General features: G+C 29.9%; 19 protein-coding genes. 15 read left to right on the forward strand and 4 right to left on the reverse strand.

Features of this window, described 5'->3' with window-relative positions; translation table 11 throughout:
• On the reverse strand, window positions 1-1,331 hold a 1,331-nt coding region (locus tag CAMP5121_RS02840; protein WP_337214740.1), incomplete at its 3' end, for an SGNH/GDSL hydrolase family protein.
• 163 nt (window positions 1,332-1,494) lie between these two features.
• Here CAMP5121_RS02840 and CAMP5121_RS02845 point away from each other — a divergent pair.
• Genes CAMP5121_RS02845 through CAMP5121_RS02855 form a run of 3 tightly spaced genes read left to right on the forward strand, consistent with a single transcriptional unit; the run spans window position 1,495 to window position 4,358 of the window.
• The gene (locus tag CAMP5121_RS02845) at window positions 1,495-2,625 is read left to right on the forward strand and encodes a DUF829 domain-containing protein (protein ID WP_337214741.1); all 1,131 of its coding nucleotides are present in this window, start codon (window positions 1,495-1,497) and stop codon (window positions 2,623-2,625) included.
• A 9-nt stretch (window positions 2,626-2,634) separates the two neighbouring features.
• Entirely contained in the window at window positions 2,635-4,008 is a 1,374-nt protein-coding gene (locus CAMP5121_RS02850) for a cytochrome P450 (protein ID WP_337214742.1), read from the forward strand.
• Entirely contained in the window at window positions 4,005-4,358 is a 354-nt protein-coding gene (locus CAMP5121_RS02855) for a membrane protein (protein WP_039627957.1), read from the forward strand. Before CAMP5121_RS02850 ends, CAMP5121_RS02855 begins: the two co-directional genes overlap by 4 nt.
• On the opposite strand, the gene nusA is transcribed toward CAMP5121_RS02855, so the two are convergent.
• Entirely contained in the window at window positions 4,355-5,446 is a 1,092-nt protein-coding gene (nusA, locus tag CAMP5121_RS02860; protein WP_087700337.1) for a transcription termination factor NusA, read from the reverse strand. The genes CAMP5121_RS02855 and nusA overlap by 4 nt on opposite strands.
• A gap of 124 nt (window positions 5,447-5,570) precedes the next feature.
• Here nusA and CAMP5121_RS02865 point away from each other — a divergent pair, with 124 nt between their 5' ends.
• The 6 genes from CAMP5121_RS02865 to CAMP5121_RS02890 are packed head-to-tail and all read left to right on the forward strand — an operon-like array spanning window position 5,571 to window position 9,760.
• Window positions 5,571-5,813, forward strand: coding sequence for an HP0268 family nuclease (locus CAMP5121_RS02865; RefSeq protein ID WP_039617566.1), 243 nt, complete (start codon window positions 5,571-5,573; stop codon window positions 5,811-5,813).
• Window positions 5,810-7,108, forward strand: coding sequence for a tRNA (N6-isopentenyl adenosine(37)-C2)-methylthiotransferase MiaB (gene miaB, locus CAMP5121_RS02870; protein ID WP_337214743.1), 1,299 nt, complete (start codon window positions 5,810-5,812; stop codon window positions 7,106-7,108). The genes CAMP5121_RS02865 and miaB overlap by 4 nt, the downstream gene beginning before the upstream one ends.
• Complete coding sequence (locus tag CAMP5121_RS02875) at window positions 7,092-7,715, forward strand: lysophospholipid acyltransferase family protein (protein WP_039617569.1); 624 nt, start codon at window positions 7,092-7,094, stop codon at window positions 7,713-7,715. Before miaB ends, CAMP5121_RS02875 begins: the two co-directional genes overlap by 17 nt.
• 5 nt (window positions 7,716-7,720) lie before the next feature.
• Window positions 7,721-8,686, forward strand: a complete 966-nt coding sequence (locus tag CAMP5121_RS02880) for a hypothetical protein (protein ID WP_337214744.1) — start codon at window positions 7,721-7,723, stop codon at window positions 8,684-8,686.
• Window positions 8,683-9,237, forward strand: a complete 555-nt coding sequence (locus CAMP5121_RS02885) for a hypothetical protein (protein ID WP_039627963.1) — start codon at window positions 8,683-8,685, stop codon at window positions 9,235-9,237. The genes CAMP5121_RS02880 and CAMP5121_RS02885 overlap by 4 nt, the downstream gene beginning before the upstream one ends.
• The gene (locus CAMP5121_RS02890) at window positions 9,221-9,760 is read left to right on the forward strand and encodes a hypothetical protein (protein ID WP_337205740.1); all 540 of its coding nucleotides are present in this window, start codon (window positions 9,221-9,223) and stop codon (window positions 9,758-9,760) included. The genes CAMP5121_RS02885 and CAMP5121_RS02890 overlap by 17 nt, the downstream gene beginning before the upstream one ends.
• Here the strand turns inward: CAMP5121_RS02890 and CAMP5121_RS02895 are convergent.
• On the reverse strand, window positions 9,747-10,544 hold the full coding sequence (locus CAMP5121_RS02895) for a membrane lipoprotein lipid attachment site-containing protein (RefSeq protein ID WP_337214745.1): 798 nt from the start codon (window positions 10,542-10,544) through the stop codon (window positions 9,747-9,749). The genes CAMP5121_RS02890 and CAMP5121_RS02895 overlap by 14 nt on opposite strands.
• A 72-nt stretch (window positions 10,545-10,616) precedes the next feature.
• On the opposite strand from CAMP5121_RS02895, the gene lgt reads away from it, so the two are divergent.
• The 6 genes from lgt to CAMP5121_RS02925 all read left to right on the forward strand — a co-directional run bounded on the left by lgt (window position 10,617) and on the right by CAMP5121_RS02925 (window position 18,992).
• Window positions 10,617-11,432, forward strand: coding sequence for a prolipoprotein diacylglyceryl transferase (gene lgt / locus CAMP5121_RS02900; protein WP_263668983.1), 816 nt, complete (start codon window positions 10,617-10,619; stop codon window positions 11,430-11,432).
• Window positions 11,433-11,509: 77 nt separating this feature from the next.
• The gene (locus CAMP5121_RS02905; protein ID WP_039617578.1) at window positions 11,510-12,289 is read left to right on the forward strand and encodes a fumarate reductase cytochrome b subunit; all 780 of its coding nucleotides are present in this window, start codon (window positions 11,510-11,512) and stop codon (window positions 12,287-12,289) included.
• Window positions 12,273-14,264, forward strand: coding sequence for a fumarate reductase flavoprotein subunit (locus CAMP5121_RS02910; protein ID WP_066007209.1), 1,992 nt, complete (start codon window positions 12,273-12,275; stop codon window positions 14,262-14,264). The genes CAMP5121_RS02905 and CAMP5121_RS02910 overlap by 17 nt, the downstream gene beginning before the upstream one ends.
• Window positions 14,257-14,982, forward strand: a complete 726-nt coding sequence (locus CAMP5121_RS02915; RefSeq protein WP_012661078.1) for a fumarate reductase iron-sulfur subunit — start codon at window positions 14,257-14,259, stop codon at window positions 14,980-14,982. Before CAMP5121_RS02910 ends, CAMP5121_RS02915 begins: the two co-directional genes overlap by 8 nt.
• Window positions 14,960-17,185, forward strand: a complete 2,226-nt coding sequence (locus CAMP5121_RS02920; RefSeq protein WP_337214746.1) for a dynamin family protein — start codon at window positions 14,960-14,962, stop codon at window positions 17,183-17,185. Before CAMP5121_RS02915 ends, CAMP5121_RS02920 begins: the two co-directional genes overlap by 23 nt.
• A complete protein-coding gene (locus CAMP5121_RS02925) occupies window positions 17,175-18,992 on the forward strand; it encodes a dynamin family protein (RefSeq protein WP_337214747.1) in 1,818 nt (605 codons plus the stop codon). Before CAMP5121_RS02920 ends, CAMP5121_RS02925 begins: the two co-directional genes overlap by 11 nt.
• Here the strand turns inward: CAMP5121_RS02925 and CAMP5121_RS02930 are convergent.
• On the reverse strand, window positions 18,982-19,566 hold the full coding sequence (locus tag CAMP5121_RS02930; RefSeq protein ID WP_337214748.1) for an NAD(P)H-dependent oxidoreductase: 585 nt from the start codon (window positions 19,564-19,566) through the stop codon (window positions 18,982-18,984). The genes CAMP5121_RS02925 and CAMP5121_RS02930 overlap by 11 nt on opposite strands.
• Between the last annotated feature and the right edge of the window lie 242 nt (window positions 19,567-19,808).

A 19,808-nucleotide genomic window follows, 5' to 3' on the forward strand; every position in this document is an offset into this window, starting at 1 on the left:
TTTTTTTGATCTTTTTGATTTTTAAAATGCTCTTTTTTGACTTTTCTTAATTCAAAAGGTATTTTAAAGCAATCCAAATAACTTTTGCTATTTTTCATGATAGCTTCCCCAAGTTTATAGCTTAATCTATCTTTTATCCTTAAACTAGCTCCATAAAGTTTATTATTTTGGTGGATGAATATTTCATATTCATTTTTTAAGCCTTTGTGATTTAAAAAACGCAAAAGATTATGATTTTGACTTTGTAAAAATGTTTGCATGTCAAGTTTTTTTAGTTCATGGTACTCTAGCGCTAATTCTTTATAAAATGCTATAGGTGGTATTAAAGAATCATGGGTATTTGTAAGTTGAATTTTACATTCAATTTTTTTATCATTATCATTTTCTAAAAGTAAAATTCCTATTAAGTCCACATAATCAAGCCTTAGCGTTTTTTCATTTGCTATGCTTAAGCCAGAACTTTCCTCGCTTTGCTTGATAATTTGTGTATTAACATACAAAAAGGTTTGCTCATCACAAATTGCTTTTTCATTTTGTATATCTTGAAAAGTATTGATAAGTCCAAAATTTTTTACTAATTTAAAAGATGAGTTTTCAATGCTTATAGATGATATAGCATGGATTGATGAGCTAGTGTGATTCCAAGTATGTATGCCTAAGATTTGATAGTTTTTTAACTCTTTTGGGAAAATGATTTTTTCATTAGCTTTAATCTTTGAAGTTTTTTCACAAAAAAATGAGTTTTTATGTTCTATTTTAGTTAAATTTGAAGGTGTAAAGATATGATATTTTCTTTTTGAGCAAGTGATATTTTCTTTAGATTTTTTAAAGTTATGTAAATTTTTAATAATGTTTTTACCAAGCTCTTGCATAGCTAGTGGCATAGGGTGGAATTTATAGTTTTGATCAAAATCATAAAGATTATTTTTTTGGTAGTAAAAGTCTACATCGATTAGATTAAAACCATAATAAGCACAATTTTTCCTATGAGCTTCATTGATAGCTTTTGATTTATCATTACAAGCTGGTATGGGGAGTATAAGCACTATGGTAATTTTGTTTGTTTTGTAAAGTTCTTCGTAAAAATAGTCAATATTTCTAAGTATAATATTTAAACTCATAGGGCTTAAATAATCATTGATATTTGATTCGCTGATGAGAAAATCACTGTTGATTATAGTTGTTTCATGGCGTATTAACTCATAAAGATTTTGTAAAGAAGTGCTAAGCCCTAAAGCATAATTATGTAGTGTAATGTCTTTATTTTCAAGACCTATTCTAAGACCATTTTTAACTACACTATTACTGCCACCTAGTAAGATTATATTCATAAGTTCTTTCTTGATTTTATAAATTTTTATTTATTTTATAAAATATTTTTTAATGAATAATTTCAGAGTAAAAACCCCTCATTTAGCCTTTAAATAAGCATTTGACAAAGATAACAACTTTAGCTATATTTTTAAATTCATTTTGAGTTTATTTGGGATTTTAATGGATAAATTGTGTCAAAAAAGAGATGTTTTTTATATAGCTGGTTATGATCCTAGAGGATATAGGCATTATTATGCTATGTTTAAAAAAAATTTAGCCGAGCAAAATACACTTTTAAATTATGATTATACTTTATCAAAAGCTCAGATTAATGCTTATCCTTCTTGGCAAATTCAAACCCCACATACAAGTATTTCTTACACCTTTTTAAGTTGGAATGATATAGTCAAAAAAAACTGGTCAGAGGGTATAAAAGATGCTTTGAGTGATTGCTATAGTTTTTTTAGAATTTATACCATCACAGGGCTTTTTTTAAAATTTGGTAAAGAATCCCCGCACCAACTCATCACAGGTTATTACCCATTTTTTTATGTGCTTTTGAGTTTGATTTTTACTTTATTTTGTGCTTTTGGAAGTTTGTTATATTTGCAAAATTTTCATATTGTTTTGGGAATTTTGGTTTTTATTTTATCTTTAGTGTTTTTACCAAAAATGCTTTATAAACTAGGCAAGAAATTAGCTGTTTTTTGGATAGCTAGAATTTGTTCTTTTTGTGCAAACTGGGAGAAAAATTCTCAAGGTGAACTTGAATTAAGAATGGATGATTTTGCTAGGGTTATCTTTGAAAAACTAAAAGAAAATGCAAATGACAAAAATTACGAACTTATCTTAAGCGCACATAGCGTAGGAACGGTGCTTTGTATAAATGTTTTAGCAAAAGTGCTTAGAAAATGTGAAGATGAAAATATATCTTTTGAAAATTTAAAGGTTTTAACTTTAGGTGAGTGTATACCTTTGGTAAGCTATCAAAAAAGATCTTTTGGGTTTAGAAAAGACTTAGAATATTTAGGAAGCAAAAATTTAATATGGTATGATTTTACTTCTATTATTGATGGGGCTTGTTTTGCACAGGTTGATTTTGTACGCACAAGCGGAGTAAAAGCACAATTTAGTCCAAAATATCTTTCGGCTAAATTTCATACCTTATATAAAAATAAAGATTATAAAAAAATCAAAAAAGACAAATATAAAGCACATTTTTTATATTTATTTGCCACACAAATTCAAGGGGTGTATAACTTTTTTGAATTTGTCATAGGCAAAAATAAATTAGAAGAAAAAATCAAATAGGAGAAAAACATGGGTCAGTGTCCTTTTCATCCAAAGCCTTATAAAAATAAAGCTTCTACATTAACTACTTTTTTACTAAAAAGAAGATCGTGGCTTGATGGACTTTATGAGCGAAGCTATAAAATGATGATGGGTAGAGTAAAAATGCCCGGATTTGATCTATATGTAGTAAATGATCCAAAAGAAGTTAGACGCATTATGGTAGATGAGGTTAGAGAGTATCCAAAAAGCCAACTTTTACATGAGCTTTTAGAGCCACTTTTGGGTATAAGTATTTTTACAACTAATGATAGAGTATGGGAAAAACAAAGAGAACTTTTAAGACCTTCTTTTGAAATGACAAGGATTTCTAAAGTTTTTGATTTGATGAGTGAAGCAGCTTCTGATATGATGGCAAGATTTGCAAAGTATGAAGATAAAGCGATTATAGAAGTAGATGAAGCTATGACTTTTGTGACCGCAGATGTGATTTTTAGAACTATCATGTCATCAAAACTTGATGAGCAAAAAGGCAAAATTGTTTTAGATGCTTTTGTAACTGTGCAAGAAGAAACAGTTAAAACAGCTATGCGAAGAATGTTTCGTTTTCCAACTTGGCTTTCAAATCTTTTAGGTGAGAGAAAAAGACTTAAAGCGGGTGGAGTTATACGCAAGGTTTTATCAGATATTATAAAGCCAAGATATGATAATGCCCTAAATGATCAAGGAAAATATGAAGATATTTTATCATCATTGCTTATGGTAGTCGATGCAGATACTAATGAGAGATTTTCTTTTAATGAAATTTTAGACCAAGTTGCCATGCTTTTCTTAGCAGGCCATGAAACTACTGCAAGCTCGCTAACTTGGACACTATATATTTTAAGTATTTCTCCAAAAGAACAACAAAAAGCTTATGAAGAAATCATGCAAGTTGCAGGTGATGAGGAGTTTAAAATAGAGCATATTAGAGCGATGAAATATCTTACAAATGTGTTTAAAGAAAGTTTAAGACTTTATCCGCCAGTTGGCTTTTTTGCTAGAGAAGCAAGAAATGATAACAAAATGAGAGATAAGCTCATCAAAAAAGGCTCAGGTGTAGTAGTAGCTCCATGGCTTATCCATAGACATGATAGTTTTTGGGAAAATCCACATAAGTTTGATCCAAGTCGCCATGAAGATAAAAGCAAGATTAAAAAAGACACTTATATGCCTTTTGGTATGGGAGAGCGTGTGTGTATAGGGCAGGGCTTTGCTATGCAAGAGGCTGTTTTGATTTTAGCTAATATTTTAAGGACTTATAAGTTAGAATTAGAAGAAAATTTCGTGCCTGATATAGTAGGAAGACTTACTATAAGATCGGCAAATGGTATGAATATAAGATTTATAAAAAGGCAAGAATGAAAGAAAAATTAGCAGGAACCATACTACTTTGTGCTATCGTTCCTTTAGCGGTAATTAGTTATCTTTTTATTGTTATAGTGGGTACTTTTGGTAATCCTGCTAGGGTTAGACAAGGTGTGAGAGCACTTGATCATTTTGTCAATGCTACTTTGTTTAATGGTTATGCTTGGGAGTCTTTATCATCTCATGCTTGGAGAGAACGCGATAAAAGATGGGCTAAAATAGTTATTAAAATTACAGATTTTTTTGATAAAAATCACTGCCAAAAGGCAAATAAAAGAGAACAACCTATAGTAGATTTAGTTTTAGAAAGAAAGCTTACCGAACAAACTGTCGGTAAGCAACTTTAATTTTCTCCAAATAAAGCCTTAAGATTTTTAAACGCTTCTTCTTGGTTATTAGTTTTATCTTCATTATTTACTTCATTAAGCTCTATCTCATATCCAAGAAGCATACTAGCTAAGCGTATATTAATACCACTTTTTCCTATGGCTTTGCTTTTTTGCTCACTATTTAGCGTTACAATAGCTTTTTTATCTTCAATACCAACTGAGTTTATAATGGCTGGAGCTAAGCTTCTTGTGATTAAAATTGCCATTTCATTAGAATACTCAATGCAGTCAATATTTTCATTTTTTAATTCTTTGCTTACAGCATTGATTCTAACTCCTTTTATACCCACAGTTGCTCCTACTGCATCAACACTTGGGCTATTAGCTTGTAAGATGATTTTTGCTCTCTCGCCCGGAATTCTTGCGCTTGCATAAATATTTATAAGACCATCTTTGATTTCAGGAACTTCAGCTTTTAATAAAGCTTCTAAAAATTTTGGGCTAGTTCTACTAAGCTCCATTCTCATACCCGATTTATCAATATATACATGTCTAATAACAGCTTTAATCACATCGCCTACTTTAAATTTTTCACCTTTGATACGATTTTTTCTAGGTAAATATGCACGAAACTCATCAATTTCTACATAAGTATTTTCTTCACTATCTACTCTTACCACGCTACCAAAAACCATATGTCCTACCATTTTTTGGTATTTTTCATAGATTTTTTCTTCTAAGAGTTTTTGAATATTATATTCTAATTCTTTATGTAAGATATTTACAGCAGTACGACCTAAATTTTCTAAAGAACATTCATAAGTTAGCTCATCGCCAATTTCTACATCTTTAGCTTCAGCCCTTGCTTTACTTAAAGCGATAAAATGCTCATTTTCATTTTCTAATCTTTCATCATTATCAGCTACTACGATGATTTTTTGATAAAGTTGTAAATTTTTACCTGAATCAACAAAAAATTCATACTTATCGCCATAAATTTTCTTAGCAGTATTAATAAGTGCTTTTTTAACTCTTTCTCTTACATCTTCTATTTGTAAATTTTTCTCATTAGCAATGGATTCAATTATATCTGTGATTTTTTCCATAATGACAATACAACCTTAATTTTGGATTTTAAAAGTTTGAAGAATAAAATTATATCTTTAATAAGTTTAATTAAAAGTAAAATTTGCTATAATTTCAGATTAAAAAAAACTTGAGGATGATGATATGGATTTAAAAATAGCAAGAACCTCTGTTGATGAAAAGCCAAAAAGTATAAGTTTAGAAAGTATTGAAAAGGCTGTAGATAAAGAAGGTCAAAAATTTTTCTATTTTGATAAAGACAATGCGCATAAGCAATTAATCGCTTTAGTAGAGCATTTTGAAAAAAAAGGAAAATGTGTTTATCATAGAACGATCAAATATGGTTTAGATGATACAGATTTTATGTATGAGGTACACATTCTTTGAGTAAAAAACTTTTTATACAAACTTTAGGTTGTGCTATGAATGTGCGTGATTCAGAGCATATGATAGCCGAGCTTAAAGAAAAAGAAAATTATGAATTAACTCAAGATGCAAAAGAAGCAGATTTGATTTTAATCAATACTTGCTCAGTGCGTGAAAAGCCTGTGCATAAGCTTTTTTCAGAAGTTGGTAGTTTTGAAAAAATCAAAAAAAATGGCGCTAAAATAGGAGTTTGTGGTTGCACTGCTTCGCATTTGGGAGATGAGATTTTTAAGCGCGCTCCAAATGTGGATTTTGTTTTGGGTGCTAGAAATGTTTCTAAAATCACAAAGGCTGTAAATACTCCAAAATTTTTAGGCAATGATATAGATTTTGATGAGAGTAATTATGCTTTTGCAGATTTTAGAAATAGTCTTTATAAAACTTATATTAATATCTCCATAGGTTGTGATAAACATTGTACTTATTGTATAGTGCCTCACACAAGAGGAGATGAGATTTCTATACCTTTTGAGATTATTAAAAATGAAGCATTAAAAGCTGTTTCTAAAGGTGCTAAAGAGATTTTTTTATTAGGACAAAATGTTAATAATTATGGCAAAAGATTTTCGAATGCACATGAAAAGATTAATTTTTCAGATCTTTTAGAAAAGTTAAGTGAAATTGAAGGTTTGGAACGTATCCGCTTTACAAGCCCACATCCATTGCATATGGATGATAGATTTTTAGAGGTTTTTTCTAAAAATTCTAAAGTGTGTAAGTCTATGCATATGCCTTTACAAAGTGGTTCAAGTGAAATTTTAAAAGCTATGAAACGCGGTTATACTAAAGAGTGGTATTTAGATAGAGCCTTGAAATTGCGTTCTATGTGTAAAGATGTGAGTATTTCTACTGATGTGATTGTAGCTTTTCCAGGTGAGAGCGATAAAGACTTTGAAGATACTATGGATGTACTTGAAAAAGTGCGTTTCGAGCAAATGTTTTCTTTTAAATACTCTAAAAGACCATTAACTAAAGCTGCAACTATGCCAAATCAAATTCCTGATGATATAGCTTCAAAACGCTTGAGTATTTTACAAGCAAGACATACAGAAATTTTAGATGAAATTGTTGCAAAGCAAAAAGATAAAGAATTTGAAGTTTTATTTGAAGAATTAAGAAGTGAAGGTTTTGTAGCAGGTAGAAGTGATAATAACTTTTTGATTCAAGTTAAAGGTAGTGAAGAGTTATTAGGACAAATGAAAAAAGTAAAAATCACCAATCCTAGGCGTATGGTGTTAAATGGCGAAATCCTTTAAGATTAATCTTTTAGCTTTTGGAATTTTTTTATTACAATGGCTGATTTTTTTAACTTGTAGAAAGGTTTATTTAGGGCAAAAGCTTCCAAAAAGATCATGTGTGATACTTTTTTGGCATGGGCGTCTTGCTCTAATGCCTTTTGCCTATCGTAAAATGGGTATTAAAGGAAAAAAGGCTTATGTGATGATTTCACACCATAAAGATGGAGAAATCATTGCTAGAAATATTGCCTTTTTTGGTTTAGATACTTTAAGAGGTAGCACAAGTAAAGGTGCTTTGGCTTTATTAAAACAATCTTTTAAAATTTTAGATCAAGGCGATGATGTGATTATCACTCCAGATGGACCAAGAGGGCCTTATCATAGTGTTTCAGATGGTTCTGTGATGATAGCTTTGAAAAAAAATGCTCCACTTTTTTTGCTAAATTACGAAGCAAGCTCTTTTTGGGAATTTAAAAGTTGGGATAAAATGATCTTACCTAAACCTTTTTCTAAGATTACCTATAGATTAAGTGAAGAAATCAAAATACAAAATTTAAATTTAGAAGAAGCTAAAGTATTGATAAAAGAAAAATTTGATATGATAAGTCAAATAGACAAAGGATAAACACTATGTTATCTTTTTTTAGAAAGTATATTTTACAACTTTTAGTTTGTATTTGCTATGATGAAAAACAATACATTATAAGATGTCATACTTGGAAAAAATCCCAAGCTGTTGATACTTTTGAAAAAAGCTTTGAAGATAAAGAAAAAGCCATAGAATATGTAAAAAATTTAACTAAAGATTTTCAAATTTATTATATATGTACTTTTTTTACTCCTATTGCCCAAGGCGTTGTGCCAAGCTCAAATTTTAAAGATCTTTCCAATTTTGGTGTCGATGCAAGTAGTGTTAAGTGCATTTCTTTTAACAATGGCTTATTGTATGCATCTAATCATTCTTTAAGCTCATATGAACAAGATTATGAGGCTTTTGGCGGTTTGGATTTACTTTATTCGCCTTTTTCTTTGCTTTATCATTGTATGACAAATAGAGGTTTTGAAGAAAAAATTGGCCTTTATGTATATAGATACCATGATTTTGTTGCGATGTTAATTTGTAAAAATGAAGCTATATTATTTGGAAGTTATTTTAATATAGCTAGTCAAAATTATGATGAAGATGATTTTTTTGATGATATTAAAGAAGAATTTGATTTACAAATTGATGATGAAAATCAAGAAGAAGAAAATGAGCAAAATTATGACTTAAAAAGTTTAGAAGAAATGAGTCAAGAGCTTGACAAACTTGAGGAATTAGATGAAGAAAAAGAAGAGCTTCCTATGGAATCTTTAGAAAATTTTAGCTCAGATATGAAAATGATAGAATATATCATTTCAAGTGTAAAAGAATTTTATCAAAATCCTTTGTATGATAATAGCTTTTTGGAAGAAATTGTGATTTTTGATGAGGAAAGTTTTAGTTCGACCTCGCTTGATTATTTAGAAAATGAGCTTTTTATAAAACCTAAAGTAGAACTTGTAGATACTTTAAATTTGATGAATGAACTTATGGTGAAGGACTTAAAATTATGAGATATAGTCTAATCAAACCTAAGATAAAACCTGTTTTTAATCTTTTTACTAGAATTTGGATTTATTTTACTAGTATTAGTGTTGCTTTGATTTTTGTAGTATTTATTGTGGTGGTTTTTAAAAGCTATTATGCGTCTGTGCAACTTGATAATAAAAAAGAAGAATTAGCTCAAATTATCGCACAAATTAATGCTAATAAGCTTAAATATCAAGAATTAGTAAGACAAAATGATAAAGCAGAGTTGATTTTGGGAGATTTAGAGCAAGAGCAAGAAAATGGTAAAAATAAAGTTTTATTAAAAAGTATTCAAAATCTTTTTACTCTAGTGCCTAAAAACATATCTTTAGATGAGGTTTTAATGGAAGATAGATCGCTTATTTTAAGAGGCATTACACCTACTAAAGAGATGTTTGCATTGCTATTAGAGGCTCCATTAAGAAGTATTTTTTCCAATTCTCAAACAAGTTATTATCAATTAGAAAACGGGTGGTATCGCTTTGTAAGTGTAAATATCACTATACCAGAGGAAATGTATGAGCAAAAACGATAAGAGCTTAGAAGAAGCTGATGTATTAAAAATCTTGATTTACTCTTTTTCATTTGTTGCACTTTGCGCGATTTTGATTTTATTTTTAATCGTGCCTTTTTTGAAAGATTATAAAATCGAACATTCAAGATTAGCAACCCAGCAAATTCAAAATACTAAAGCAATAAATGAGTTACAAGCTTTAGAAAAGGTTATTGATGAGTTTCAAAAGGTGAATGCGCAAAATTTAGCTCAAATCAATGCAGAATTTTCACAAAAAGAATTATTAGAATTCATGAAAAATTACTTTGATGATGTTAAAATTAATCTCATTCCTATTAAAAAAGAGCAAGAGTATCTAAAGTATCAATTTGGAGCTAATGTAAAGATGAAAAATCCTCAATCTTTTTATTCTTTTTTAAATGATTTGCAAAGATATAAAAATTTAATAGAAATTAGCACTCCTGTAGAGTTTAAATCTGAAGAAAAACACATTAATCTTAAATTTAAGATCAAAGTGTTTTATGCACAAGCTATTCAAAGATGATTACTTCATTATTTTGATAAGGAGTAGCTTTTTCTTCTTTTTTATCATCTTGTTTTACATCTTGAACTTCTGAATTTTCTTGTGTTTTTAACTCTTCTTTGATTTCTTTTACACTAGTTTTTAAACTAGATGTGATTTCTTTATAAAAAGCAACAAAAACTTTATCAATTTCTAAAGCACTTGCTGCAAGACTTTCATTAAGCTGAGTAGGAACAGCACTGTATACCTCTCTAAAGCTTTCTATGCTTGCTTGACCTTTTATAGGATAATTTAAAATAATAGGATCGTTTAATTTTGCTGAGCTTGTTGTGCTTTGAAAAGTATCTTCTTGATGTAAATTATTTAAATGACTTTGAGCTTCTAAAATAATCATAAAAGAAGACTCTACGCTATCACCTCCAAGACTTGAATTTCTTGTAACCTTATCTTCATATAAATTAGCATTAATAACTATATTAAAAGCATAATCAGGATTTTCATTATCTATAGCATATCCTTTACTTTGAAGCAATGCTTTGCTATCTTCTAAAAGTTGTTTTTTGAGTAATTCTAAGCTTTTATTAATTCTTTGATTTAGAGTAGATTGCTCAAAATATGAACTATAAAAAGTGCTTTTTATAATTTCTACATCATTGATTTTGACTTTAGGGCTATTAGCATTTGTGTGGTTATGTTCTTCAAAAGTGCTTTTAAAATTTGGCATAGAAATATAATAAGTTTTTTGATTACCAGCGCAAGCACTTAAAAATAAAATTATGCTAAAAAATAATAATATTTTTTTCATTTTTCCTCCTTTTGATTTTTATAATTATAACAATTTTTTGCTATATTATATGTTTTATAATAAGGGCTTTTTATGGAATTTTGGCAAAATATTTATGCAAATTTTGATGTAGTGGCTTTTGAAATTTTTGGTTTAAAAGTGCATTGGTATGGCATTATGTATGTGCTAGCCTTGCTTGTTGCTTTAATGGTTGCAAAATACTATGCGATTAAAGACAATATGGGAATTTCTAAAGCTATGCTTGATAGCTATTTTATATGGGTAGAAATAGGGGTGATTTTAGGTGCAAGAATAGGCTATATTTTAATTTATGATGCGCATACTTTATGGTATCTTACACATCCTTGGCAAATTTTTAATCCCTTTTATAATGGAGAATTTGTAGGGATTAGGGGTATGAGTTATCATGGAGCTGTTGTTGGATTTTTAATAGCAACTTATGCTTTTTGTAAAAAAAATAAGCAGAATTTATGGAAATATTTAGATTTGGTTGCTATTAGTGTGCCATGTGGATATATTTTTGGTCGTATTGGAAATTTTTTAAATCAAGAGTTATTTGGTAGAGCTACGGAAGTACCTTGGGGTATTTATGTAGATGGGATATTGCGTCATCCTTCACAACTTTATGAAGCATTTTTAGAAGGTTTTGTAGTTTTTGCTATTTTATTACTAATAAAAAAATATAAAAAATACAACGGAGAATTGATTGCTTACTATACTATTTTATATGCCCTAGCGCGCTTTGTATGCGAGTTTTTTAGAGAGCCTGATTTTGGTATAGGCTTTGTTGCTTTTGGTATGAGTATGGGTCAGATATTAAGCTTATTAATGTTTTTATTAGGACTATTTCTATCTTTTTATTTAAGAAATATTAAAAAAAATTTATAAATTTTTATTTATTTTAAGAATAAAAGTTCTATAATTGCTCCGATATTAAAACTTATCAACTTTTAAAAGGAGTAAATATGAGCCAACTCATTGAAGGTTTTTTAGGCAAGAGTATTGATGGCAAAAAAAGTAAAATGCCAGCAAAACTTGACTATATTCAAAGTGCAACAGGCTTGATTTTAGGCTTGTTTATGTGGGCACATATGTTTTTCGTTTCTACCATTTTGGTTAGTGATGATTTTTTTGATTCAGTGGTTCACTTTTTAGAACTAAAATTTATCATTAATAGCCCTATGATGAGCTACATCACTTCTTTCTTAGCTGCCTGTGTTTTGGTTATTTTCTTTGTGCATGCGGGTCTTGCAATGAGAAAATTCCCTATTAATTTCAGACAATACCAACTTTGTAGAACACACTTAAAATATATGAATCATGGCGATTCTTCTTTATGGTGGGTTCAAGCTGCAACTGGTTTTGTAATGTTTTTCTTGGGTTCTGCACACTTAATTTTTATCATTACTAATGCAGATAAAATCAGTGCTGATATGTCAGGCGATAGAGTAGTGAGCCATTTTATGTGGTTATTTTACATTGCCTTATTAATCTGTGTTGAGTTGCATGGTAGTATTGGTTTATATAGATTATGTGTAAAATGGGGTTGGTTTGAAGGTAAAGATGCAAAAGAAAGTCGTAAAAAACTTAAAAAAGCAAAATGGTTTATTAGTATTTTCTTCTTAGTTTTAGGTGTATTAAGCTTAGCTGCTTTTGCAAAAATAGGCTTTAATAATTACCAAAACAACTCTGTAGCACAAATAGTAAAAACTTATGATGGAGCTAAATATGAACATACAATATAGTGATGCTTTAGTTATCGGTGGTGGTCTTGCAGGTTTAAGAGCTGCTATTGAAGTTGCAAAAAGTGGTCAAAGTGTAACTTTATTAAGTATTTGTCCGGTTAAAAGATCTCACTCAGCTGCTGTACAAGGTGGTATGCAAGCTAGTTTAGGAAATAGCGTTAAAGGCGAGGGAGATAATGAAGATGTGCATTTTGCTGATACAGTAAAAGGGTCTGACTGGGGCTGTGATCAAGAAGTTGCAAGAATGTTTGCACAAACTGCTCCAAAAGCTGTGCGTGAGCTTGCTGCTTGGGGTGTGCCTTGGACTAGGGTTACAAAAGGACCTAGAACTGTAGTTATCAATGCTCAAAAAACGACCATTGAAGAAAAAGAAGAAGCGCATGGTCTTATAAATGCAAGAGACTTTGGTGGTACTAAAAAATGGAGAACATGTTATATTGCTGATGCAACAGGACACTGTATGCTATATGGTGTGGCAAATGAAGCGATTAAACATCAAGTTAAAATCATCGATAGAATGGAAGCAGTAAGAATCATCCATGATGGTAAAAAATGTCTAGGGGCTATTGCTAGAGATTTAACTAATGGAGAATTAATTGCTTATGTTGCTAGAGGAACTATGATTGCAACAGGTGGTTATGGTAGAATTTATAAACAAACTACAAATGCTGTTATTTGTGAAGGTACAGGAGCTGCTATTGCACTTGAAACTGGACTTTGCAGACTTTCAAATATGGAAGCAGTGCAATTTCACCCAACTCCAATCGTACCAAGTGGTATCTTACTAACTGAAGGTTGTAGAGGTGATGGTGGTATCTTAAGAGATGTTGACGGTTACCGCTTTATGCCTGATTATGAGCCTGAGAAAAAAGAACTTGCAAGTAGGGACGTTGTAAGTCGTAGAATGATGGAGCATATTAGAAAAGGAAAAGGTGTAAAAAGCCCTTATGGAGATCATTTATGGCTTGATATTTCTATCCTTGGTCGTGCTCATGTTGAAAAAAATCTTCGTGATGTTCAAGATATTTGTAAGACATTTAATGGTATTGATCCTGCTGATGAGGGTCCAAAAGGCTGGGCACCAGTTTTACCTATGCAACATTACTCAATGGGTGGTATTAGAACTAAACCAACCGGCGAAAGTCAATGGTTAAATGGTCTTTTTGCATGCGGTGAAGCAGCTTGCTGGGATATGCACGGATTTAACCGCTTGGGTGGAAATTCATGTTCAGAAACTGTTGTTGCAGGTATGATCGTAGGGGATTATTTTGCACAATATTGTAAAGAAAATGGTAATGATATTGATACAAATATCGTTAAATCTTTCCTTTCTAAAGAGTATGATTACTTAAAATCTCTTGTTAGCAAAGAAGGAAAACATGATGTATTTGAAATCAAAAACAGAATGAAAGACATTATGTGGGAAAAAGTAGCTATCTTTAGAACAGGCCAAGGTCTTGAAGAAGCGGTTAAAGAGCTTGAAGAATTGTATCAAAAATCACTTGATTTAAAAGTACATGATAAAGAATTAAAATGTGCAAATCCAGAGCTTGAGGAAGCTTATAGAGTTCCAAGAATGCTAAAAATTGCTTTATGTGTTGCCTATGGTGCGCTTTTAAGAACAGAAAGCCGTGGGGCTCATTATAGAGAAGATTATCCAAAAAGAGATGACTTAAATTGGATGAAAAGAACAAATACTTACTGGGTAGAAGGTGAAAGTATGCCTAGAGTTGAGTATGAAGATCTTGACATTATGAAAATGGAAATCCCACCTGCATTTAGAGGTTATGGTGCTAAAGGAAATATCATTGAAAATCCATTAAGCGAAAAACGTCAAGCTGAAGTTGATGCGATCCGCGAAAAAATGGAAGCAGAAGGCAAAGGTAGATATGAAATTCAACATGCTTTAATGCCTTATGAATTACAAGCTAAATTTAAAGCACCAAATCAAAGAATAGGAGTTGATTATGAGTAGAAAATTAACAATAAGAGCATTTAAATATAATCCATTAAGTAAAATTTCTAAGCCTCATTTTGTTACTTATGAGCTTGAAGAAACTCCATTTATGACGATTTTTGTGTGCTTAACTCAAATCAGAGAAAAAATGGATGCGGATTTGAGTTTTGACTTTGTATGTAGAGCAGGGATTTGCGGAAGCTGTGCTATGATGATTAACGGTAAGCCAAAACTTGCTTGTAAAACATTGACAAAAGACTATCCAGATGGTGTTATAGAACTTATGCCTTTACCTGCATTTAGACACATAAAAGACTTAAGTGTTAATACAGGTGAGTGGTTTGATGGTATGTGCAAACGCGTTGAAAGCTGGGTGCATAATGAAAAAGAAACAGATATTTCTAAACTTGAAGAACGTATTGAGCCAGAAGTTGCTGATGAGACTTTTGAACTTGATCGTTGTATAGAGTGTGGAATTTGTGTTGCTTCTTGTGCGACTAAGCTAATGAGACCTGACTTTATCGCAGCTACTGGGCTTTTAAGAACAGCTAGATATTTACAAGATCCACATGATCACAGAACCATAGAAGATTTTTATGAATTAGTGGGTGATGATGATGGTGTGTTTGGATGTATGTCTTTGCTTGCATGTGAAGATAATTGTCCAAAAGAACTACCTTTACAAAGCAAAATCGCTTATATGAGAAGACAGCTTGTCGCTCAAAGAAACAAATAATCCTAGCCCCCAAGAAAAGGGGGCTCTTAAAACCTTACTAAAACAAATTTGGCAAAATCATAGCGTTTATCTTGACACAAATACACTTTTTGATGAAAGTTTAATTGACGCTCAAAAAGCAGCAATTCTTTTAAGTACTAATCTTGATAATTATGAAAGATTTAGCGCTTTAAATGAATTTAAAAGTTTAATGAAAAGTTTAAATTTACGCTTAGATCTTTATGGTATTCAGTATGCACAGGTTTGTTTTATTAACGCTTTAAATTTAGGAATTTTAGATAAAAATGAGCTTTTAAAAGCCTTAGAAAAACTTCAAAAAATCACTGATAATACTTTAATATATGCTTTTGTATCTAAACGAAAAGTTATCCAAAAAGATTACAAGCAAGAAGTTAAAAACTCACATCAAACATTAGATCTCATTAACCAAAGCTTACAAGAGCTTTGCGAAGATGAAAAAGTTCAAAAGCTCTTACAAGAAGCTTTGGTTAAATTTAGCAATATTGATTTTTCTATCGCGGTAACAGGTGTAGTAAATGCAGGTAAATCAAGTATGTTAAATGCACTTTTAAAAAAGGATTTTTTAGGTGTATCTAATGTACCTGAAACTGCAAATTTAAGTGTTTTAAAATACGGCAAAGAGCAAAAAGCTAAGATATATTTTTGGAGTGAAGAAGAATGGCAAGATATTTTAAAAAGCTCCAAAGATAATCAAGATATGCAAGAACTTATAAAACAATTAGAACAAAATTTTAATCTAAATGAATATATCGAAAAAGAAAATAAAAATATAGAAATAAAAATTGAAGAATTAAAAAATTACACTAGTGCAAAAAACAAAATCTCAGCACTTATTAAAAAAATAGAGCTTTTTTCATCGCTTGATTTTTTAAAAGATAATGTTTGTATAGTTGATACTCCAGGACTTGATGATGTGATCATCCAAAGAGAGCTTTTAACAAAAGCGTATATAAGCAAGGCTGACTTTTTAATCCACCTTATGAATGCTTCTCAAAGTCTTAGTCAAAAAGATTGTGATTTTATTATAGAATGTTTGCTAACTTCAAGGGTAAGTAAGTTTTTGATTGTGCTTACTAAGGCTGACTTGCTTAGTCAAAAAGACTTGCAAGAAGTAATTAACTATACTAAAAATAAGCTCAAAGAAAATTTAGCACAAAAGCAGTTTAGCCAAGAATTATTAGATAATGTAGATTTTGTGTGTATTTCTTCAAAACTAGCTAATGATTTTTATCAAAAAAAAGGTGGAAATTTAGAACAAAGCAATATTTTAACACTAGAAGAACTTATAGCTAAAAGCTTATATGATAAAAACAAAATTGCTCTAAGTGCTTATAAAAAAGAATTGTTATTGCATTTAGAAAAAATAGAAGAAAAAATTAAATTTTCTAATAAAATGCTAAATTATGAAAGCTTTGAGTTTGATAAGCAAAATCAAACTATTATCAATGATTTTAAAGCAAAAAAAGAAAAATTAATGCAAGTAAAAGCAGAGCTAAGTGCTATTTTTAGCACAAAAGATGAAAATACTCAAGAAATTTTAACGCTTTTGCATTTGCTAGCTAAGAAATTAAAAGAAAAACTTATAGATGAGCTAAAATATAATCAAAATAATAAAATCAAAAACAACACTCAAAGATTAAACACTATCATTGATACGACTTTAAAAGATGGAATTTTTGATCTTTTAAGAGAGTTAAAACAGCAAAGTGAGTATAAGATTAATGAGTTTAAGACCACACTAAGTGTGAAATATGATTTTTTAAAAGCTATTTTAGAGCAAAATTGTGATGATTTTAAAAGCAAGGTTGAAGCAAAAATAGAAAGTATTTTAACTAATGATCTTTTTATGACATTAAAAGCAGAGCTTTTAAAAAATTTAGAATCTACTCAAGATATTTATAAACTAGAAAGTTCTTTAGAAAATCAAATTTTAGAAAAATTACAAACATTTAATATAGAAAAAATCGCCCTAGATTTAAAAAATAATCAAGAATTTTTTACTAATTTAGAGCTTAGTTTAAATTTATACGAAAAAGAACAAGAAGAACAAATCAAAGACTTAAAAGACTTGATTTTACAAATAGAGCAAAATGAACAAAACTCCAAAGAGCTTTTAGAAAAAAACAATACAAAATTACAAGGTTTAAAGACTTTAAAAACGGAGCTTTTAAATGCAAAATGATTTGATTAATGATTTTTTAAAAGCTTATGAAAATGCTTATTGTAAAAGTTTTGATGATAGTTTTGAAGGAAAGATTTTAGCAATTAAAAATGCATTTTTAGAGCCAAGTTTGCATTTAAATGATGTCTTTTTAAAAGATCTTGAAATGATTATAGCTAGCTATAAAAGAGCCATTAATGTGGCCATTATAGGGCAATTTTCCAGCGGTAAATCCACGCTTTTAAATTTGATTTTACAAAAAGAATGCCTGCCAACAGGTGTGGTGCCAGTAACTTTTAAGCCCACTTTTTTACGCTATGCTAAGGAGTATTTTTTAAGAGTTGAATATGAAGATGGTAGTGATGAGATTGTAGATATAGATGAGCTTTCTAAATTTAGCGATCAAAGAAATGAGCTAAAAGAAACTAAAAGTTTGCACCTTTTTGCACCTATTGAGCTTTTAAAAGATATCACACTTATAGATACCCCAGGTTTAAATGCAAACACCACCGATACGCTAACTACTTTTAAAGAGCTTTCTTTTATGCATAGTGCTATTTGGCTTAGTTTGATTGATAATGCAGGTAAAAAAAGTGAAGAAGATGCTATAAAAGCAAATGTCAAGCTTTTAGAGCGTGGTGGGATTTGCGTGCTTAATCAAAAAGATAAGCTAAGCCAAGATGAGCTAGAAAATGTTTTAAATTATGCACATTTAGTTTTTGATAAGTATTTTGAAAAAATCATCGCAATTTCATGCAAAGAAGCAAAATTTGATTTGCAAAAGTCAAATTTGCCTTTGCTTTATGAGTATTTAAAAGAACTTGATTATGAGCACATTAAAAAAGATTTTATTAAAGAAAAACTTAGTGGTTTATGCGAACTTTTGTCAAATCAATATGATTTGTTTCAAAATGCGCTAGAGCGATTAGAGCTTAAATTTAATGCTATTTTGCAAACTTTCAAAGCAAGCAAGCTAGAACAAAAAATCAAAATTTTAAATCATAATTGTTTGGATAAATTAAAACTTGTTGGAGAAAAAATCGCTCAAGAAATCTTAAAATTTATTAAAGAAAAAGATAGTAGTTATTATAAAGAAGCTAAGGGCTTATTTAAGAAAAATCTTTATGAAAAAGTTGCTTATAAAGCACCATATCTTTCAAGTGATGACGCGTTTTTGGCTATGTTTTATAACTCTGAAGCAATGAATAAAGAATTTAAAAGATTAAAAAATGAAATCACTTTAGAATTTAGTCAAATCAAAGATGATTTTTCCTTATTTTTTACTCATTTAGAAGATCAAATTTTACTTTTTAAAGCTCAATTTTCAAATTTACAAAAAGAAAATGCCTTAGAAAGTGAAAAAGAATTTGCTAGTTTTAGAAGCTTTGCTAGTGCTAGTGAGGAGTTTTTTTTAAAAGATTTTAAGCAATTATTATTTAAAAGCCAACTTGAACTTGATTTATTTTTAGAAAAGCTTAATCTAAAAGCTTTGGCAAATTATGAAAGTGCTACTAAACTTACTTTGGGATTTTTTAGCACTAAAATGAATGCGAGTAAAGAATTTTACGAGCTTGATAGCACCGAGTTTAGCTTGTATCATCCAAAAGCAAGTGAAGTACATCAAAGAGTATTAACCGAGCTTAATGTCTATGAATTTGAAGATTTACTTTTAAATAAGCCCGTAGTTTTAAAAATTTACAAAAATTATATGCAAAGCTTTGTTGATTTTATTGAAGCTAAAAGACAGATTATTTTGAATTTAAAAAGTGAATTTGAGGCTAAAAAATCAATGATTTCTAGCATCAAATCCCAAATTTCTAAGCTTTAAAAATTTTTTCTAAGTGCGCTTTGTAGTTTGTGAAATACTCTTGTACTTGAGGATTTTTGATTACATCGTTTGCTATGAAAGTAGGTAAGGCACTCATACCTAAGAACTCATGTGCTTTGTGAAAGTGTAAATACACTCCATCAACTCCGGCTCCATTAAAAAATTCATTTTTATCATCAAAGGCTTGTATTGGAGCATTCCAAGTTAGCGAAAGCATGTATTTTTTATTTTTTAAAAGCCCGCCTGTACCATAATTCTTAGTAGGTTCATTATGACTTCTACCATCGTTTTTATAAAACACTCCATGTCCAGCTGTAAAAACATCATCAATGTATTTTTTCACTATCCAAGGTTCTCCCATCCACCAACCAGGCATTTGCCAAATCAAAACATCAGCATTTAGAATTTTTTCTACTTCATCGTTTGTGTTATAGCCTTGATCTATGTGTGTTTGTTGAGTTTGTAAACCAAGATCTTGCAGAGTTTTAAGTGCAAACTCATGTAAGCTTGTGTTTAGTCTTCCTTTAGAGTGTCCAAAGTCTTTTGCGCCGTTTAATAATAATACCTTTTGCATATTTTATCCTTTTATGTTTTTAAAATTATAATTTAACTATAATTTTATTTCAATACTGAAATTTATGTAAGATACTATACTATAAGAAAGTGTAATTATATTTTTATACTTTTAAGGCAGAATGTATAGAATAAGTATTTTTACTTTTTGATCTTGAAGTTAGAATATGCTGAAATATATTATAAATTAAATCAATGTGAAGCATTTTGCTTCACATATTATTTTTCGCTACTGTCTTTTTC

This window comes from Campylobacter sp. 2352 PW (assembly GCF_024723575.1).
Taxonomy (GTDB): Bacteria; Campylobacterota; Campylobacteria; order Campylobacterales; family Campylobacteraceae; genus Campylobacter_D.

Excerpts from the sequence above, each read along its gene's own strand:
- CAMP5121_RS02930 (WP_337214748.1), bottom strand. The coding sequence starts at position 19,566 with ATGCAAAAGGTATTATTATTAAACGGCGCAAAAGACTTTGGACACTCT.
- CAMP5121_RS02880 (WP_337214744.1), top strand. The coding sequence starts at position 7,721 with ATGTTATCTTTTTTTAGAAAGTATATTTTACAACTTTTAGTTTGTATT.
- CAMP5121_RS02850 (WP_337214742.1), top strand. The coding sequence starts at position 2,635 with ATGGGTCAGTGTCCTTTTCATCCAAAGCCTTATAAAAATAAAGCTTCT.
- nusA (WP_087700337.1), bottom strand. The coding sequence starts at position 5,446 with ATGGAAAAAATCACAGATATAATTGAATCCATTGCTAATGAGAAAAAT.
- CAMP5121_RS02925 (WP_337214747.1), top strand. The coding sequence starts at position 17,175 with ATGCAAAATGATTTGATTAATGATTTTTTAAAAGCTTATGAAAATGCT.
- CAMP5121_RS02885 (WP_039627963.1), top strand. The coding sequence starts at position 8,683 with ATGAGATATAGTCTAATCAAACCTAAGATAAAACCTGTTTTTAATCTT.
- CAMP5121_RS02895 (WP_337214745.1), bottom strand. The coding sequence starts at position 10,544 with ATGAAAAAAATATTATTATTTTTTAGCATAATTTTATTTTTAAGTGCT.
- CAMP5121_RS02855 (WP_039627957.1), top strand. The coding sequence starts at position 4,005 with ATGAAAGAAAAATTAGCAGGAACCATACTACTTTGTGCTATCGTTCCT.
- CAMP5121_RS02845 (WP_337214741.1), top strand. The coding sequence starts at position 1,495 with ATGGATAAATTGTGTCAAAAAAGAGATGTTTTTTATATAGCTGGTTAT.
- CAMP5121_RS02905 (WP_039617578.1), top strand. The coding sequence starts at position 11,510 with ATGAGCCAACTCATTGAAGGTTTTTTAGGCAAGAGTATTGATGGCAAA.
- CAMP5121_RS02910 (WP_066007209.1), top strand. The coding sequence starts at position 12,273 with ATGAACATACAATATAGTGATGCTTTAGTTATCGGTGGTGGTCTTGCA.
- CAMP5121_RS02865 (WP_039617566.1), top strand. The coding sequence starts at position 5,571 with ATGGATTTAAAAATAGCAAGAACCTCTGTTGATGAAAAGCCAAAAAGT.
- lgt (WP_263668983.1), top strand. The coding sequence starts at position 10,617 with ATGGAATTTTGGCAAAATATTTATGCAAATTTTGATGTAGTGGCTTTT.
- CAMP5121_RS02890 (WP_337205740.1), top strand. The coding sequence starts at position 9,221 with ATGAGCAAAAACGATAAGAGCTTAGAAGAAGCTGATGTATTAAAAATC.
- CAMP5121_RS02875 (WP_039617569.1), top strand. The coding sequence starts at position 7,092 with ATGGCGAAATCCTTTAAGATTAATCTTTTAGCTTTTGGAATTTTTTTA.
- CAMP5121_RS02915 (WP_012661078.1), top strand. The coding sequence starts at position 14,257 with ATGAGTAGAAAATTAACAATAAGAGCATTTAAATATAATCCATTAAGT.